The organism is Gillisella vitis (assembly GCF_021559775.1).
Taxonomy (GTDB): domain Bacteria; phylum Pseudomonadota; class Alphaproteobacteria; order Rhizobiales; family Rhizobiaceae; genus Allorhizobium; species Allorhizobium ampelinum.
Genome location: NZ_CP056048.1, coordinates 932,501 through 950,429 on the forward strand (window position 1 = coordinate 932,501; position 17,929 = coordinate 950,429).

General features: G+C 58.0%; 9 protein-coding genes, 1 tRNA gene and 2 rRNA genes. 4 read left to right on the forward strand and 8 right to left on the reverse strand.

What is annotated here, in order from left to right:
- The first annotated feature begins 207 nt into the window (after nucleotides 1–207).
- The 3 genes from AVCG78_RS21170 to AVCG78_RS21180 all read left to right on the forward strand — a co-directional run bounded on the left by AVCG78_RS21170 (nucleotide 208) and on the right by AVCG78_RS21180 (nucleotide 3,800).
- A 23S ribosomal RNA gene (locus AVCG78_RS21170) occupies nucleotides 208–3,148 on the forward strand.
- Between the two features lie 341 nt (nucleotides 3,149–3,489).
- Nucleotides 3,490–3,604 (forward strand): 5S ribosomal RNA (gene rrf / locus AVCG78_RS21175).
- Between the two features lie 119 nt (nucleotides 3,605–3,723).
- A tRNA-Met gene (locus AVCG78_RS21180) sits at nucleotides 3,724–3,800 on the forward strand.
- A 149-nt stretch (nucleotides 3,801–3,949) separates the two neighbouring features.
- Here the strand turns inward: AVCG78_RS21180 and AVCG78_RS21185 are convergent.
- Nucleotides 3,950–5,139, reverse strand: a protein-coding gene (locus AVCG78_RS21185; RefSeq protein WP_156636673.1) for an IS3 family transposase whose coding sequence is annotated in 2 segments (ribosomal slippage) — nucleotides 3,950–4,890 and nucleotides 4,890–5,139 — 1,191 coding nt in all. Because the reading frame shifts where the segments join, the coding sequence is not laid out codon by codon here.
- A gap of 434 nt (nucleotides 5,140–5,573) precedes the next feature.
- Between AVCG78_RS21185 and AVCG78_RS21190 the strand changes: the two genes are divergently transcribed.
- Nucleotides 5,574–6,716: a polysaccharide biosynthesis/export family protein gene (locus AVCG78_RS21190; RefSeq protein WP_071207218.1), complete on the forward strand. Its 1,143-nt coding sequence runs from the start codon at nucleotides 5,574–5,576 to the stop codon at nucleotides 6,714–6,716.
- 148 nt (nucleotides 6,717–6,864) lie between these two features.
- Here AVCG78_RS21190 and AVCG78_RS21195 read toward each other — a convergent pair whose 3' ends face one another.
- From AVCG78_RS21195 to tssG, 7 genes are all read right to left on the reverse strand, one after another.
- Nucleotides 6,865–7,770, reverse strand: a complete 906-nt coding sequence (locus AVCG78_RS21195) for a protein kinase domain-containing protein (protein ID WP_071584549.1) — start codon at nucleotides 7,768–7,770, stop codon at nucleotides 6,865–6,867.
- Nucleotides 7,757–9,208, reverse strand: coding sequence for a type VI secretion system-associated protein TagF (gene tagF / locus AVCG78_RS21200; protein ID WP_071207214.1), 1,452 nt, complete (start codon nucleotides 9,206–9,208; stop codon nucleotides 7,757–7,759). The genes AVCG78_RS21195 and tagF overlap by 14 nt, the downstream gene beginning before the upstream one ends.
- 100 nt (nucleotides 9,209–9,308) lie before the next feature.
- Nucleotides 9,309–12,800 carry a type VI secretion system membrane subunit TssM gene (gene tssM / locus AVCG78_RS21205; RefSeq protein ID WP_071584584.1) on the reverse strand — a complete coding sequence of 1,164 codons (3,492 nt, stop codon included), beginning with the start codon at nucleotides 12,798–12,800 and terminating at the stop codon, nucleotides 9,309–9,311.
- Complete coding sequence (gene tssL / locus AVCG78_RS21210; RefSeq protein WP_071207212.1) at nucleotides 12,800–14,335, reverse strand: type VI secretion system protein TssL, long form; 1,536 nt, start codon at nucleotides 14,333–14,335, stop codon at nucleotides 12,800–12,802. The genes tssM and tssL overlap by 1 nt, the downstream gene beginning before the upstream one ends.
- Nucleotides 14,332–15,672, reverse strand: coding sequence for a type VI secretion system baseplate subunit TssK (gene tssK / locus AVCG78_RS21215; RefSeq protein WP_012654297.1), 1,341 nt, complete (start codon nucleotides 15,670–15,672; stop codon nucleotides 14,332–14,334). The genes tssL and tssK overlap by 4 nt, the downstream gene beginning before the upstream one ends.
- Nucleotides 15,662–16,921, reverse strand: coding sequence for an FHA domain-containing protein (locus AVCG78_RS21220; protein WP_071584547.1), 1,260 nt, complete (start codon nucleotides 16,919–16,921; stop codon nucleotides 15,662–15,664). The genes tssK and AVCG78_RS21220 overlap by 11 nt, the downstream gene beginning before the upstream one ends.
- Nucleotides 16,918–17,928, reverse strand: a complete 1,011-nt coding sequence (tssG, locus tag AVCG78_RS21225) for a type VI secretion system baseplate subunit TssG (protein ID WP_156582582.1) — start codon at nucleotides 17,926–17,928, stop codon at nucleotides 16,918–16,920. The genes AVCG78_RS21220 and tssG overlap by 4 nt, the downstream gene beginning before the upstream one ends.
- Between the last annotated feature and the right edge of the window lies 1 nt (nucleotide 17,929).

Below are 17,929 nucleotides of genomic sequence, written 5' to 3' on the forward strand. Positions count from 1 at the left end.
TGCCTGACCGCGCGGTACCGGATTTGATCTCGAGAAGCTGGTCTTAAGATAGACTGCAAGTGAGCTGCTCGGCGTAGCTCCAATAAAGCAGATCTATCGAACACGTCGATGGCATCATTGGTTTGGTTGGGTTGTAAAAGGTAACCCGGCCTGCTGATCGCTTCCTTTGGAGGCGACAGCGAGATGATGAGCATTGGCAATGAGAACGATTAAGTGGAATAAGGGCATTTGGTGGATGCCTTGGCATGCACAGGCGATGAAGGACGTGATACGCTGCGATAAGCCGTGGGGAGCTGCGAATAAGCTTTGATCCATGGATTTCCGAATGGGGAAACCCACCTTAGATATCTAGAAAATCTGTTTTGCTAGACCAATCTGTTTTGACCGGTTGTGTGGGACATCCCATACAGGCCGGTAGGCCGTCGCCAAGCGTTTGGCGCACCGTCTGTAGCGCAGGCTCGAAGAGCCGACAGCGTGAAGACAAAACAAACCCCGCGTGTGGGGCGATAGGGTTCGGCAAAAGAGGTTTCTAGATATCGCAAATAAGGTATCTTACTCTGAATACATAGGGGTAAGAAGCGAACTCGGGGAACTGAAACATCTAAGTACCCGAAGGAAAGGACATCAACCGAGACTCCGCAAGTAGTGGCGAGCGAACGCGGACCAGGCCAGTGGCAATGAGGAATAAAGCGGAACAAGTTGGAAAGCTTGGCCATAGTGGGTGACAGCCCCGTACGCGTAGAACACTCATTGTCCTAGAGTAGGGCGGGACACGTGAAATCCTGTTCGAACATGGGGAGACCACTCTCCAAGCCTAAGTACTCGTGCATGACCGATAGCGAACAAGTACCGTGAGGGAAAGGTGAAAAGCACCCCGACAAGGGGAGTGAAATAGAACCTGAAACCGGATGCCTACAAACAGTAGGAGGGCGAAAGCCTGACTGCGTACCTTTTGTATAATGGGTCAACGACTTAGTGTAACTAGCAAGCTTAAGCCGGTAGGTGTAGGCGCAGCGAAAGCGAGTGTTAATAGCGCGATTGAGTTAGTTGCATTAGACCCGAAACCGAGTGATCTAGCCATGAGCAGGTTGAAGGTTGGGTAACACCAACTGGAGGACCGAACCCGCATCTGTTGCAATAGATTGGGATGACTTGTGGTTAGGGGTGAAAGGCCAATCAAACTCGGAAATAGCTGGTTCTCCGCGAAAACTATTTAGGTAGTGCGTCGATCGAATACCTCAGGGGGTAGAGCACTGGATGGGCTATGGGGACTCACCGTCTTACTGATCCTAACCAAACTCCGAATACCTGAGAGTACTAATCGGCAGACACACGGCGGGTGCTAACGTCCGTCGTGAAGAGGGCAACAACCCTGACCTCCAGCTAAGGTCCCCAAGTCATGGCTAAGTGGGAAAGGATGTGAGGATCCCAAAACAACCAGGATGTTGGCTTAGAAGCAGCCATCATTTAAAGAAAGCGTAACAGCTCACTGGTCTAAATAAGGGTCTTTGCGCCGAAAATGTAACGGGGCTAAAGCCATGCACCGAAGCTGAGGATGTGCAGTAATGCACGTGGTAGCGGAGCGTTCCGTAAGCCTGTGAAGGGACAGTCGTGAGACATCCTGGAGGTATCGGAAGTGCGAATGTTGACATGAGTAACGATAAAGGGGGTGAGAGACCCCCTCGCCGAAAGACCAAGGGTTCCTGCTTAAAGTTAATCTGAGCAGGGTTAGCCGGCCCCTAAGGCGAGGCAGAAATGCGTAGTCGATGGGAACCACGTTAATATTCGTGGGCCTGGTGGTAGTGACGGATCACACAAATTGTACAGTCTTACTGGATTGATTGTGCAGTGGAGTGGTTCCAGGAAATAGCTCCACCGTATAGACCGTACCCGAAACCGACACAGGTGGTCAGGTAGAGTATACCAAGGCGCTTGAGAGAACTATGTTGAAGGAACTCGGCAAATTGCACGCGTAACTTCGGAAGAAGCGTGACCCCTTTTTACGCAAGTGGAGAGGGGTGGCACAGACCAGGGGGTAGCGACTGTTTATCAAAAACACAGGGCTCTGCGAAGTCGCAAGACGACGTATAGGGTCTGACGCCTGCCCGGTGCTGGAAGGTTAAAAGGAGAGGTGCAAGCTTTGAATTGAAGCCCCAGTAAACGGCGGCCGTAACTATAACGGTCCTAAGGTAGCGAAATTCCTTGTCGGGTAAGTTCCGACCTGCACGAATGGCGTAACGACTTCCCCGCTGTCTCCAACATAGACTCAGTGAAATTGAATTCCCCGTGAAGATGCGGGGTTCCTGCGGTCAGACGGAAAGACCCCGTGCACCTTTACTATAGCTTTACACTGGCATTCGTGTCGGCATGTGTAGGATAGGTGGTAGGCTTTGAAGCTTGGACGCCAGTTCGAGTGGAGCCATCCTTGAAATACCACCCTTATCGTCATGGATGTCTAACCGCGGTCCGTTATCCGGATCCGGGACAGTGTATGGTGGGTAGTTTGACTGGGGCGGTCGCCTCCGAAAGAGTAACGGAGGCGCGCGATGGTGGGCTCAGACCGGTCGGAAATCGGTCGTCGAGTGCAATGGCATAAGCCCGCCTGACTGCGAGACTGACAAGTCGAGCAGAGACGAAAGTCGGTCATAGTGATCCGGTGGTCCCGCGTGGAAGGGCCATCGCTCAACGGATAAAAGGTACGCCGGGGATAACAGGCTGATGACCCCCAAGAGTCCATATCGACGGGGTTGTTTGGCACCTCGATGTCGGCTCATCGCATCCTGGGGCTGGAGCAGGTCCCAAGGGTTTGGCTGTTCGCCAATTAAAGCGGTACGTGAGCTGGGTTCAGAACGTCGTGAGACAGTTCGGTCCCTATCTGCCGTGGGTGTAGGAATATTGACAGGATCTGTCCCTAGTACGAGAGGACCGGGATGGACATATCTCTGGTGGACCTGTTGTCGTGCCAACGGCATAGCAGGGTAGCTATATATGGAATGGATAACCGCTGAAGGCATCTAAGCGGGAAACCAACCTGAAAACGAGTATTCCCTATCAGAGCCGTGGAAGACGACCACGTTGATAGGACGGGTGTGGAAGCAGGGTAACCTGCGAAGCTTACCGTTACTAATAGCTCGATTGGCTTAATCGTTCTCATTGACCATGCTCATCGACTTCGTCGATGAGCCATCTGTTTAGCGCTCACGCATGAGCGGCTCGTATACGAGCCTATGCTCCGCGAGGGCGCCGAACGATCGGCGACGCGCCTTGCGCTTGCGGACTTCGTCCGAAAGTGCCAAGCAAAACGTCGCGGAATGACGTGTTCATACAATAAGAAAACGGGCAACGCCCGCCAGCTTCTCAATTATGCAAAGCATCAATACGGTTCCGTATCAACGCTTTGGCACCCTTCTGAGCGCAGGCGAAGAAGATGGGTTTGCCAAAGAAAAGGGAACACTATTGGTGCCAAGCGTCAACATTGCCCTTAGCTGACCTGGTGGTCATGGCGGGGCGGCCGCACCCGTTCCCATTCCGAACACGGCCGTGAAACGCCCCTGCGCCAATGGTACTTCGTCTTAAGACGCGGGAGAGTAGGTCGCTGCCAGGTCTGCTAAGCGCAATGTTCATACTCAAATCAATCATCTTCTCTCACATACATCGGCCCCGCCGAAAACATAAAGGGTCGCTCAAGCGACCCTTATTCCGTTAACGAATAACAATATATAACGCGGGGTGGAGCAGCCCGGTAGCTCGTCAGGCTCATAACCTGAAGGCCGCAGGTTCAAATCCTGCCCCCGCAACCAAAATTACATCAATCCCGTAGCCTTAAACGCTGCGGGATTTTTGCGTTTGGGGAATGAGATCCTCCAGGCTTTCAGCTCTGTTTATATTTTACAAGGAAGGTGACCTTTGACCTTGTGACCTTGCCCCCAAGTGACCTTGCCCCCAAGTTTTATCCAGTTTTGAGTTCGCTCCAGTGGTTTTGGGTTGCTGTATTCGGGGCGGTAGCGGCGGGTTGCGGTGCGGAGCCATTTCGGCTGCGCAGCACCGCATCACGTCGCGGGTTGATGGTCTGAGCGAACTCGGCCGGTGTCAGCCAGCCTAGACCAGAGTGTGGTCGATGATCGTTGTAGTCGCCTCGCCAGTTTGAAAGCCCTGCTCGAGCATGGTTCAGTGACGAGAAGAGCGTTTCATTCAAGAACTCGTCGCGCAGCCGCCCATTGAAGCTTTCGATGAAGGCGTTCTGGATCGGTTTGCCGGGTGCGATGTAATGCCAATCGACCTTCGTCCGATCCGTCCATTGCAGGATCGCGTTGCTGGTGAATTCGCTGCCATTGTCACTGACGATCATCTTCGGCTTGCCTCGTCCCTCGATGATCCGCTCCAGTTCACGGGCAACCCGCAGGCCAGAAAGAGACGTATCGGCGACGAGGCCAAGGCATTCTCTGGTGCAATCATCGACGACGGTCAGCACCCGGAACCTGCGCCCATCGGTGAACTGATCCGACACGAAGTCGAGGGACCAGCGGTCATTGGCGGCAAGCGGGATCAGCATCGGTGCTCGTGTGCCTATCGCCCGTTTCCGACCGCCGCGCTTGCGCACCGTCAGCTTCTCTTCCCGATAGAGCCGGAAGAGCCGCTTATGGTTCACAAGGTGACCCTCACGCCTGAGCAGCACATGAAGTCGTCGATATCCAAAGCGGCGGCGTTCATGCGCCAGCGCCTTCATCCGCTCGCGAAGGTCATAGTCATCGCAGCGCCTGGTCTCGTAACGGATCGTCATCCGGCAAAAGCCGATGGCTTTACACGCCCGCCGTTCGCTCATCTGGTGGTGATCCATCAGATGAGCGACAGCTTTCCGCTTTGCTGCGGGCGTCACCACTTCTTTCCCAAAAGGTCTTTCAAAGCCGAATTGTCGAGCATCGCATCTGCCAGGAGCCTTTTCAGCTTCGTGTTTTCGTCCTCCAGCGTCTTCAGCCGCTTGGCTTCGGAAACTTCCATTCCGCCGAATTTGGCCTTCCATTTATAGATGCTGGCATCGCTGACGCCGTGCTTGCGGCAAAGCTCCGAGACCGGCGTGCCTGCCTCATGCTCCTTCAATATCCCGATAATCTGCTCGTCTGTGAAACGGTTGCGCTTCATTCTCTGGTCCTCTCAATGGGACAGAGCTTACTTCAAAATGGATTAGTTCAGCGGGGCAAGGTCACCCCGCTCGGTGATCTGACGCACAGCGGGAGTTAACCTCTTCGCTGAAATTCGATTTGCTCATGATGAGCTTCTTGCCTCAAAATTAGGAAAGAAGGTGCCTACAAATCTCAGGGCTATTCAATCCTGATCGCCCGATGATCACCCACACCATGCCACTCGAATACATCAACAAGGGCTTCGAGCTGATGCATGCCGTCGCAGCAATTTCTGGACGCGAGCTATCTTTAATTTTCACTCTTGGGGTTGCGCAAAAGCAACATGTGTTTTTTGAATGTCGTTTTTGCGGCATTTGTCGTTTTTTACAATTGTTAGTTAGGCATCTGCTGCTATCTATTTTTTCTATTGATTCTTGGATTTTGGAGCAGCGAATGCGCAAGGTTTTGCCAGTTCTTTTGATTGCGATTTTGTCGAGCTGTGCAAAACCATCGGATGGACCAAGTGCTGGGGCAATCCGGTCTGCGACGTTCCCGGGCAGTTCAAGCAAGGTGCCGGTGATCGAGCTTTCCAAGGCGCCGGCTGTCACTGCTGCGGCACCGCAGTCTGGTTATTCAGCCTCCGAGCCGGGTTTGTCGGTGCTTCGCGGCGCCTATAATCAACAGAGACTACGGCCGGGCGATGTGTTTGACGTGACCTTGCTGGACACTGGCGAGGAAGGTCTGTTTTCCTCCACCCATAGTAGTACCCTTAATCTCGGTCGCTTCACTGTCGATCCCCAGGGCAGCGTCACCATGCCTTTCGTTGGCAAGCAGCGGGTGACGGATTCCACCCCGGAAGGCCTACAAAATCGTATTGTCCAGGGCATGAAAGGCTCGGCGGTTAACCCACAGGCCGTCGTGACGATTGTGGATAAGCCGTCCAGCGCCGTTCTGGTCAGCGGTGGCGTTAAGACCCCCGGAAAAGTGGCGCTGACAGCGCGGCGTGAGCGGGTTCTGGATATCATTTCGCAGTCAGGCGGGGCGTCTGTTGCACCGCAGGCCGCAAAGGTTACCGTTGTGCGCGGTCGGGAACGCGCAACGACGACGCTGGATCGGGTGATGAGCGATGAAAAACAGAATATCGTCCTGCTGCCCGGCGACCAGGTGATCGTCGATGGTGAACCGGCCAGCTATACGGCCCTTGGTGCTTTCAAAAGCACGGGTGAATTCCAGTTCGAAACCGGCAAGCTTACCCTGGCTCAGGCGGTTGGCCGGGCTGGCGGATTGCTGGATGACCGGGCCGATGCCCGCAATGTCTACGTGTTCCGCAACCAGTTGATCCAGGTTCCGGCATCGACGGTGACGGCAAGTGGCGCCAAGGGACCGGTAGCCATGACCACCAGCAGCAAGCCGGTAATCTATCATGTGAATATGAAAGATGCCTCCAGCATCATGCTGATGCAACTGTTCCAGATGCAGAAGGGCGATGTGCTCTATGCCAGCAATTCGGGCATGGTTGATGCTGCCAAGTTGCTGACCGTTTACCAGAAAGTGCCGTCAACATCGGCGGCACCTCTCCCTGGCTCCTCCAATTGATCATGATAAGCTGAACCTGCGGCGTGCTGGTTCTATGATTGAAGTGACCGTCAAAATTCCGGTCTTGGACATCTCAAATTCTTGATAGATTTGAGATGTCTTTAATGGTTTGAAGGCGAGAAAACCTAAGCGTTGTTACGCCCTGATATCATTCCCTTGTCCCTATCCGCGACAGGTTCGCCAAGGCTTCTTTGGCGGTTTCGGGCCTGTTTCCAGGATCGATTTTGCAGAGATGATCTGCGAGCTGTGCAAGATCGGCGTTGTGGCCTTGCGGCACAGTGTCGAGCATTCGCAAGAGCACTCGACCTGCACCGTAGAGATCCATCGCCGCCGATGCCTTGCTTGAAGCACTCTGTTCCGGTGCGCAATATTCCGGGGAGCCAACCTCTGCAAGACCGAGATTGGCCCAGCTGGCACCGCATTCTATGGTCAAACCAAAGTCGGCTAATCTTGCTATCCGCCGCTGCGGATCGAGAATGATATTGCTGGGGGTAACATCACCGTGGACAAGGCCGCGGTTATGCAAAGCCTCAAGTGCGGTCAGCAGATCATGCATGATTTGCGCTATGTCAAGGTCGGTTTCATCTTCCTTCTCCAGCCTCTCGCGCAGCGAATACCCAGCCCAGGGCTGGATGAGGCCTGGACCGCCATCGGCCAATCGCAACAGCATTGAGGTGCCAACCAGACTGGGATGGTGCAAGTCGAGGCCGATCCGGGCTTCACGGACGAGCAGGTTTGCCTGGCTGGCTGACGAGGCCCCATCGGTGGTCAGTGTTTTCAGGACATAGGCGGTTCCCAGATCCCGATGACGCAGTTTGAGAACGCGGCTATGGCGCCCCTTGTAAAGCAGGTTTTCGACGGCAAATGTTCCTGCAATGAAGGCGGGGTCCGAGGGAGCCAATGTTTCGGCCCGCCGGTCAAGGGCGTTTCTCAATTGGTCGATCAGCAGCCGCTGTTCTCCGTCATTATGAGGTGTCCCGCCACGCCCGCGCACAGCTTGCATCAGGGCAGAGAAACCGGCGGCGACGTCGCTGAAACCGTCAGGCAGAGGCATCGCTACGTGCCAGGCTAACGACGATAGCGCTCACATTTTCGCGCACATTGGCAATCAAAGCCTCCTGAACCAACCGCTCGGCGCTTTCTGTATCGGTGCATTGGTGCAGAATTTCCGCGACGGTTCGCTCCGTCAGGACCTGGATCAGCGGAAAACTGCATAACAACAGGCGGTCGCCCGGTAATATGTCGGTGGTCAGCGTTTCCGGCAAAAATTGCTGATCCAATCCAACCCCGCGCCGCAGTCGTTTTTGCAGGCCGATGGCGATATGGTCGCGGGTCAGTGGTACCATTGTGCCGTCACGCAACAGATACGCCCGGGCATCCCCCGCCCAAACCAGCAGAAGTTGATGATTCACCAAGGCGGCAACAACAACGCTGGCGGCGGGTGCGGTTCCGTCTGTGCGTTGGGTGCGGGCTTGCAACAGGCTATTGGCCCGGCCAAGCTTGCCTTTGATTTCCTGTAACATGGTGTCCAGATCGGCGGTCTCACCGATTTCGGCCAGTTGGCCGGCAGTATAGCGTGCGGCTTCCTGCGACGCGGTGTCGTCGCCAACACCGTCGGCAATGGCGAAAATCCTCGGTTTTTCGCAGATGAATAGCCCATCCGCATTGATCGAAAATCGTGTGCCGGCATGGGTGGCATAACTATACCGTAGCCCTGCTGCTTGCGGCTCAGCTGCTTGTTGGTCTCTGGCCGGTTTATCCGGGCTTGGAGCGGTCCGTTGAGGCGCAGGTCTTGCCTCGGCTTTTATCGGGACTGGCCCTGGGGCACGGGATGAGGCAGGGGCGGTTGTGTCTTGTGGTCGGGATGTAAGGCCGGCGCTTTGCCGGAAAAGCCGCAGGAAGTCCTCGGCCTTCATCTGGCTTGAAAAGCGAAGGCCCTGCGGTTTTGAGGTCTGCGGGTCGATATACCACCAGAGCGCAGTGCCATCCTTGCTGGCGGTGGCGGTGCCCTCTTCCTCCTGGGGACGGGGCATACGCATGCGCTTCAGGGTTTCAGTGAAGCGGTTGATGTCAAATTCCCGCGTCATCGTCGATTCAGCCAGGCCTTCGGCGGCCATGAACCAAGTATGGTCCAGAAACAGCGTGCGGGGGTGATGGGTGAAGCGGTGCATCTGCGCCATGATGATCAGCGGAAAACTGCGACCAACCCGATCACGGCTGGCCAGCATGACACCCGCATGGGCCACCTGGCCCCAGACACCTTTTTCGACGATGAACCGCCAAGGAGGGGAGGCGCTGAATAGCTCCGGCCAAGCCGAGCCGAATTCCTGTTCACAGGCGTGCAGGCCGCCACGGATCCAGCCATCGAGCGTCGCGACCATCTCCCGTTCCAGGCCATCCGAGAGGAAGTCGCCATGGCTTGGTAATTTGCCGAAAAACCCGATCCGGTCCTGATTGGCGGGCTTTTCTGTCTGGGCAGGTCGCAATGCCATGGCTTGCCTCTTCCTCAGGATGCATCCCGACAGAGTGATCCGGGGTGCCTTTGACAGGGAGGTAGGACCCGGCCATCAAGCCGGGTCCTACGATAGCGGTTCAGAACTGGGTCGGGCAGGTAAATTCGGACAGCGCCTTCAGCCTGAAGGCATTCAACACCGAACCAAACTGCACATCGAATTCCGCCACCTGGTTATCGTTGGTGAATTTCGCCCTAAACATATCGTCGCCTTGGTTTTGGATGTTTGCATCGTCAAACAGGCGGAAAGGCGACCAGTCGCCATTTTCGGTTTTCGCCTGTTGCCAACCGCCGGGTTGGAAGGCAATCCGCGACATGCTGGCGGCATCCTTCGATGGCCAGGTTATGGTTTTCGCCTGGACCGGGCCGTGGAAATATACCACCCGTTCGCCCTGGATTTCCAACATCACCGCCGTCGAGGTCTCGCCAAGCGACACCGGCTTGACATTGATGGCAATCGCCGGTGTCTCGCTGCCATTTGGGAAGAAGGCGCGGAAGATCTGGTCGGCCCTTTCAAACTCGGCAATACCCTCGCTGGGAATGCCTGCCGCGCCGAAGGTGCCCTTCCAACCCCAGGGGGAGATCGACTGATCGACGAAGGGCTCCATCCTTTGCTTGAAGAACGTCTGGAACAGGCCCTTCGGTCCAAAAAGCCTGATGAAGTCGTTCATGGCGACATCGCGGCTGGAAGCGCGGTCGAAGGGGTAGCGGCCCGTAACGATGGAGCTGCACAGGCCCGCCCCTTCGCTCGACCACAGGTCGCCAATCCGGCTGCGGGCCGATTTGACGGCGAGTGAGCCGGTATCGGCGGCAAGTCCGGCCATCCAGCCATCCAATGGTCCAGGCAGACGGCGGGCATCCTGGAGCAGGTCCTGATTGGCCCGTGTCAGTTGGCTATCGACATCGAATACTTTCGCCACCTCCGCTGAGGACGTAACCGAGCGGGCCAGCTGGTCATGCAGCGCCGTGATAACTGGCAATATCGCCTCGACCTGGGAGGCGGGTTTATCCTGTTTATCTGTTGTTGCCTTGCGGCTATCGTCTGCGGCAGGCGTATCCAGCGCCTCGCGCAAGCGGTTATAGGGATCAGGGGCGGCCATGGAGGATGCCAGCATGGCAGCAACCGTGTCACCGCTGGCGGATGACACCAGCGTGGTCATGCCCGCCGTATCGCCCTTCGGGCGCAGATCCGTCGCATCGGCTATCGATCTGGCGGCCTGGGCGACGATATTGCGGTCATTGGAAAGGATTCGCGTGGTTTCCACGGCATCGCCCAGGTTTTGCGAAGGCCTGACGGCCAGATCCCCCAGCACGGACGCCCAACGCTGTTCAAGCCGGTCATAGTAGATTTGCAAGGCCGCCTGGGCCACTGACTCCAGCGTTTGCCCCCGCAATTGCGCATTGGAGCCGCGCACCCATTCTTCTTGCAGCGCTTCGCGGGCGGCGTCGGCAATATGCGGCAGGACGACGCTGCGGTAGCCGGTCGCGGTAAACAGTCCCTCGACCCCTTCCGTCAGCAGCGCGCCCGACTTGCGGATGAAGGCTTTTTCACCCAGCGCGCCAAAGGCAAGCGACGGCTGCCACGGCATCAGCGCCTGCGCTTGTTTCGATCCGGCCAGAATGTCGAAAGCACGTTCGGCAACGGTCTGGTTGCGGATGGTGTCGCGGGCCTTTTCGATGAGCCGTCTGTCGATTTCGACTGGCGGCAATACGCCGGCTGCCATGGCGCTGGCATGTTGGATCAGCGCTTTGCGAGCCGCTGTCCGACCTTCCCCCGGATAAAGGGCATTGAACATCTGGGTTGCTTGGGCCGAGACGAATTCCCGGTCAAGCCGCCCCAGTCCACCCAGCATTTCATAGAGTTTCAGCGCATTGAAGGTACGCGTTACATCGCTTTCACCGGTCAGGTCCTTTTGCAATTGCACCAGCATACGGGGCAGCAAAAGGCTGTTCAGTGCGCGCTGATAGGCGTCGCGCTGGCGACCGGCAATCTTGTCGCGCTGGCTGAGGCCGAAACTTGCGGCCCAGACATAGCGGGTGTCAAAGCCGGTTGGAACCGCACGCAGATTGTCCAGCGCAGGCAGGACGCGCAGAAAATCGGCATCCGACACATTGCGCACCGGCACATCCTGGATCAGCTTGTCATAGGCGTTCAGATGCTCTTCGGCCTGGGCGAGCGCGGCCCGGTTCTGGAAAAACGTCATGGTCCATCCGGCAAACACAATGACCACCGCCGCCACAGCCAAACCCCAAACAGCCTGGCGCAGCAGAACCTGGCGAGAGGAAAGGCGCTTGTCGCGTGCAACCAGGGCAGCTTCGTTGAAAATCACCTCGCTGAACAGTTTCGGCAGAAAATAGCTGCGCCGCGTCCGGTTTGTCGTGGTGCGGGCCAGGGTTTCATCCGGCTGTGTCGCGGAGACGAAATAGATACCACGGATCAGTGGAGCCTCGACCAATGACGAGCCGGTGCAAAGCTCGCTGATCGCCTCACCGAGCTTTTCCTGCAAACTGGCAAGCTCGGCCGGAAAACGGAAAATCCGGCCGCGGATGTCGGCACTTTGTTCCTGTTGCAGTCGCTCGATCAGCATGGCATCGACGCGCTGTTGCAACAGGGCGAATTCCTCGGCAAAACGCTCCGGCAATGTCTTTGCGCCGTAGCTTTCTTCTAGGCCGAAGGTCGTGCCCCAGACCTGTTCGCGGTCGCTCTTGTTGAAACTATCGTAGAATTCCACGAAACCGGTGAGAAGATCGGCCTTGGTCAGCAGGATATAGACCGGAACGCGGGCACCGAGATGGTCGTCCAGTTCGGCCAGTCGCTTGCGGATCGCACGCAGTTCTTCGCGCTGGGCTTCCGGGTCGCGGGTCAACAGGTCGCCGATGGAAAGTGTGAGAAGCGCGCCATTGACCGGCTGCGAACGACGATAGCGGCGCAACAGGCCGAGAAACCCTTCCCATCCGGCTTTCGATGATCCATCGAGGTCATCCTGGGTCGTATAACGGCCAGCGGTGTCGATCATGATCGCCTGATCGGCGAACCACCAATTGCAATTGCGCGTGCCGCCAATGCCCTTGACGGCATCGCTGCCAAGGGCGTCGCCAAGCGGAAATTGCAGGCCGGAATTGGTCAGCGCCGTCGTTTTGCCAGAGCCGGGAGCCCCGAAAATCACATACCATGGCAGCTCATAGATATAGCCGAAGCGTTTCTTGGTAATCCGCCGCAGCAAGGCCAGCGCTTCTTTCAGCCGGTTGCTGATTTCGCTGACTTCGGCCTGCTGGTTGGCCAGCGCCTGCGCCTCGATACTGTCGACCAGTTCCTTGTCCTGGCGCTTGGCGCGGACCATGGTGACAATCATATAGGCGGTCCAGATGGCAAAGATCACCACCATGGTCCAGATGCGGGCGGAAACGCTGGCGAGTGGCTTGAAGCTGCCGAAGGCGGCCAGATAGCCGTAGAACCAGATCAGCACGCAAAGGGCGATGACCCAGATCAGCGATATAAAGCGCCGCCCCACGACACCCGCGTAGGAATCGACATAGGAGCGTATGGTGTAAAACCAGCTGAGTGGATTGATCACGGCTTGGCCCCCTGCTGCGTCTTTATACTTGTGTTCGGCACTTGATTATTGGGACCGTTGTCGATGCTTTCAACGGGCGGGGTCAGGATGCCGGCATCGGTGATTTTCTCGTCGGGATTGGTCAGAACGAGGATTTCCGTGCGCCGGTTCATTTCACGGCCCTCCGGCGTGTCGTTACCGGCAATCGGATCGCTATCGGCGCGGCCTTCGGTCAGAATGGCATCCGGTCCGGTGAAGCTGGAAAGGATTTCGCCCACCGCTTTGGCGCGGGCTTCCGACAGGTGCCAGTTGGATGGAAACTGCACGGTCTTGATCGGCACATTGTCCGTATAACCGATCACCACCGCCCTGAATTTTTCCGCCGCCAGCGCTCCGCCGATGCGTTGCAGCAGATCGCGGAACTGACCCTTCACATCGGCGCTGCCGGTGTCAAACAGGCCTGAATTGTTGATGCGAACGCGCAGCCGTCCATTGGCATCTGACAGCGATACCAGTTTCTTTTCGACTTCCGGCTGAAGGAAGGTAATGAGGTTTTTCAGACGGCTTGGCGGCGGTGGCTCCGGTGGCTTGACCGGCTGCGGTTCCGGCTCCTGCTGCGCAACGGTTGGCTGGGGCTGTGGTTCAGGTACGGGAACCGTGATCATCACACCCGGCGCTTCATGTGGTCCAAGCCCAGCCAGACGCTCGAAAGTCCGGTCGGAACTGTCGTTCAGGGTCAGGGTGAAAAACAGGTAGCCAAGCCCAAGCGCAAGGGCCAGCAGCGATAGCACGGTCCATAGCGCCGCCATGGTGCGAAGCGGTTTGTGGCGGGCATGGACGCCCTGCCAATGGGGCGAAAGCTCCCGTTCAAACACGCCATATTGGCCAAGCAGGGTTTTGTAGAGACTGTCGCGAATGCGGGAAAGCTCAAGTGGTCCCTTGGAAGACACCCGGGTACGGCCTTCGAACGCCAGGGACAGGGACAGGTAGATCAGCAGCAGCAGGTCTTTGGCAGACCCGGGCGACTGATGGAAATGATCGAGAATATCGAACACCCGGTCGCCGCCCGTCACGTCGTTGTGGAAGGTGGAGACCAGGCCGGAGCGCGCCCATCCGGCCCGCACGCCCCAAGGCGTGGAGAGAACCACATCATCGATGGTGGCGCAGACGACATAATGAGCGGCGCGCGCCCGTTCCGGGCTGATACGGGCGCTGGCGAGGTCACGCTCATAGCGGTTGACCGCATTGATGCAGACCTGGCGCAGTTCCTCGATATCCGGCTGCTCAGAGCGGTAGCGAAGCGCATGGGCAAGGTTGAGCAACGGTGCCGCCGAGCGCACCAGCACCGGCATTTCGCTGCTGCCGAAGCGGAAATTGTCGATCAGATGTGCGACAGGCATCCGCGTCCCGCTATCGGCGGGTGCCGGTTGCGATGTTTCGCCGTCGAGCAGGTCGGCGACCTTGCGGGCGTTGTCGTCCTGGAGGCGTTTTTCCTCCGTGACTTCCACCACGGTCGGCAGATCCTGCCAGGAAGGAGGCCGTTCGTTGCTCATTCTCTCAAGGCCCACATTTCGAGTTCAAGACCAGGGAAATCGCCTGCCAGGTGCAGGGCAATCGCCCCGGATGTTTCGAGCTGTTTCCAGAGCGGCGTCTTGGTATCCAGCTCGAAATAGATGGTTCCGGCCCGGTAAGGCAACTGGCGTGGCAGAACGGGCAACGGGCGCACCGGAATGCCCGGCAGCGCGACATTGACCAGTTCGGCAATCCGCTCCACCGGCCCGACCTTGATACGAGCAGGTAGGGTACGGCGCACGTCTTCCGCCGACATGTCCGCCCGCACAGCCAGCACGAAACCGGCATCGCGCAGCAGGCTGCGGTCGTTGATCGTGCCGACCCGTACACCGTGGCGGCGTTCCACCAGCTCGATGGCGACAGCCGATTGCGCCAGCACCGAGGACAGCGAGGTGCGCAAATCCTCGAAGACAGCGCCAAACGTCGCCTTCAGATCGTCATGGCGATAGGCCGGAAAATCCGTCGCCCGCTTGCTCTCCATGGTGAACGTCGCAAGCTCGCCGGCTAGCTGAATGCATTGCTCGTAAAACTGTATGGGATGCAGGCGTGTGGCGTTGGACAATGCATGTTTCAACAGCGGATCGGCGCGGTTGAGGATCTGCAACAGGAAATAATCACCAACTTCCGCGGTGCCGCGAATGGTCGGATCGCCGATCCGCTCGGCAATCGCTTCCGCCCGGTGCCGGACGATGCCCAGCAATTCGGTCATCAATTCATGCAGTCTTGAGGACGCCGTGCAGTTCAAGCTGGCTGGAATGAAATCCGGGTCGAGGAGGACAGCCTTGTCGGAGCGCACCTCGACCACGCGGGCCAGACCCAGAAGTTCATAACCAGCCAGATCGTCGCCGGTCTTCAACAGTTTGAGGTTGAGACGGCCAACATCGATGGGCGCCAGGAAATCGGTTTCCACATTGGCATCAGGCGCTTCATAGGGTGAAGCAACAAGCCGCACACTGTTGACCGCCGAGGTGCCGGTCTGGGCCATGTCGGCCTTGCCGGGCTGGCGGGCGGGCAGGGCCAGATAGATCACCGCATTCTTGACGGATTCGTCCAGCTCAAGGGCTGCTGGCAGGTCGGTATCCTCAGGCGCATCGAAGGGCGTGCCGTCCGGCAACATGCCGCGCAGGCCCGACAGGGCGAACTGGCCGATGGCAAGGGCGCTGCGGTCCAGGCCAATCTCCAGAATACCCCAGGGATAAGGCGTAAGGCTGCGCGCCACCGAGCGCACCAGGCGCTCCGTCCAGCGGTCGGACTGCTGGAAATGTTGGACGCGAAGGAACATGCCTTCGGTCCAGGCAACCCGGTTTTCATGTCTCATCGGTTGTTTCTACCCCCATTACTCTGTCGGCTTGAACCGGTACGGCTGGCTCTTCGGCCTGCTCGCCCATGGCGGCGCGACGCATGAAATCCCTGAATGAAAGAATACGGCCCTCGGCCTGAAACAATTGCCGATAGGCCGCCCAGTAGTCGCGCTCGGCAAGGAACGGTAGGCGTACCGGCGAGTTTGCGTCTACCTTGGCCTCCAGCAGGCGTGGGTCCAGCGACCGGCCTGCCGCCTGCATCATGGTTTGCAAAATCGCCGCGAAGGCCTCCTGCTGTCCGGCAAAGGCTTCAAGTCGGGCGGCAAGATCGGTTCCGCCGCTGGGCGACAGGGCAGGTACAGCATCACCCGGCAGGTCGAAGGCCGCGATGCTTTCGGCCAGAGCCTCTTGGGCGCGGGAGAGCGCCGCCATCATCCGCTCCGCTTGCAGATCTGAAGCCGATGGGCTCTGTCGCGCATCCGGCTCCTGATCCTCAGGATCGGCGAACACGGCGTCAAATTCGTCCTGCGGTTTTGACCGCTCCTCTTGCGGAGGGGGCACGTCATGCGGCGGACGGCGAACCGGTGGCGCGATGGTCACGAAGGTTTTCGGCGCGGCCAGATGTTCCATGGCGCTTCCACCGGCATCCTCATCGAACCAATTGTCCGGCAAGACGGGCTTCATGCCATCGGTCTGCGGCGGACCGCTCCAGCCGATATCGACATGACGAGTAAAGCTCTTTTCCTTGTCCGCCCGACGGTCAGATTGTGTGGCCCCTCCAGACATACCTCGCTCTGATGGCCGGGGTTGCTTCCACGGTTCCTCCACCTGCCGGTCTCCCAGAAGGCCACGGGCGGTGGTGCCATTCGGGGCGATATCGGCAAGGATCGAGGAAATCGTCAGCGTCTCACTGCTAACCGGCATGGTTGGATCGGGATCGACCGCCTCAGGCGCCGCCTCACCGGTAATCGAAACGGTAAACCGGTAGCCGCGCACATCAATACTGGCGCCGTGCTTGAGCCGGATCGTATCGCCTTCCAGCAGCAGCTTGCCATCGACCAATGTGCCATTGGCGCTCTGGTCGCTCAGTATATAGCCGTCCCGGTCACGGCTGATGGTGCAATGCAGTTTAGAGACGCGGCATTCATTGTCCGTCACTTGCCAATCGCAGGCAGGGGCGCGGCCAATGGTGCGGCGGCCATAGTCCAGTGTCCAGGTGGTCTGGCCTTTGGTGACAGGCTTTTCGGGGCGAAGTTCCAGCTTCATGCCCGGCCTCCCTGCTGCATGGCCTGATATTCGGTGACCACGGCATCGCGGCTGTCACTGCTTGCCGGGACGAGCCGCGCCCAGCTGTTCCAGCCGAGCCGGGCAGGCATGGTCGCAGACCCCATCTGACAAAAAGGAATGTCTTCTTTTTTCAACACCACCTGGGCATCGATATCGAAGCCGTTGCCGATAAACAGCCGGGTGAGGGCGAAGATTTCCGCAAGACGCGGCTTGCCAGGCGACAGGCTGATATAATCGTCATAGCCAACCGGACCGATGACCAGCCTCAGTGCTCCGCTCCGGTCCATAACGGATGCACCCGCCATGGCATTGACGCCAAGCCTTGGGCCGGACCCCTTGCCCATCTGGCTCAACTCTGCCGACGGAATGGAGACCCAACGCGGACGAAACTGCTCAATTGCCACCGCCATGCCGGTAAACTCCTCCAGCATGGCTCGAAGACTGGCGACATTGCGGGTACGGTCGGCAAAAAATCCGGAAAACCGCAGGATCACATCTTCATTGATGCCGGCTTTTTCCACCAGTCCGGCGGTGCCGAATCCGGTCAGCGATAGCAACACCTTGCGGAAGGTGTTTTGTTCCTTGGTGGCACTCCATCGCAGCCGCCGCGCCAACCGGTATTTTTCGCAGGCCGCCACAAACAGTTCCGAAAACCGGATAGCGAACAGGTTGAGAAAGCTGATCAAGGCTCGGGAACGGCGGCGCTCTTCGCGCAGCAGCAATTCGTTATATTCCGGCGGCAGCGCGCCGAGCGGTCCAACCAGCGGCGCAAAAGCCGATTTGACGACATTGCCCTGCAACTTGCGGCGAAAACCGCTGACGGCAAGCGGGGCTGGCTGAATGCCGGAATGGGGGCCGACGTCCAGCTCCGTTCCCGACGACAGATGTTGTGCCACCCGAAATGCCGTGGTCGGTTCAAAATGGCCGGGGTCCTGCTCCAGCAGGCGGGCCAGCTTATCCTCATTGGGTTTGATCTGGATATTCATC

What these genes read in the sequence shown, in the direction of transcription:
- AVCG78_RS21190 (WP_071207218.1), top strand. Translation starts at nt 5,574, where the DNA reads ATGCGCAAGGTTTTGCCAGTTCTTTTGATTGCGATTTTGTCGAGCTGT.
- AVCG78_RS21195 (WP_071584549.1), bottom strand. Translation starts at nt 7,770, where the DNA reads ATGCCTCTGCCTGACGGTTTCAGCGACGTCGCCGCCGGTTTCTCTGCC.
- tagF (WP_071207214.1), bottom strand. Translation starts at nt 9,208, where the DNA reads ATGGCATTGCGACCTGCCCAGACAGAAAAGCCCGCCAATCAGGACCGG.
- tssL (WP_071207212.1), bottom strand. Translation starts at nt 14,335, where the DNA reads ATGAGCAACGAACGGCCTCCTTCCTGGCAGGATCTGCCGACCGTGGTG.
- tssK (WP_012654297.1), bottom strand. Translation starts at nt 15,672, where the DNA reads ATGAGACATGAAAACCGGGTTGCCTGGACCGAAGGCATGTTCCTTCGC.
- AVCG78_RS21220 (WP_071584547.1), bottom strand. Translation starts at nt 16,921, where the DNA reads ATGAAGCTGGAACTTCGCCCCGAAAAGCCTGTCACCAAAGGCCAGACC.
- tssG (WP_156582582.1), bottom strand. Translation starts at nt 17,928, where the DNA reads ATGAATATCCAGATCAAACCCAATGAGGATAAGCTGGCCCGCCTGCTG.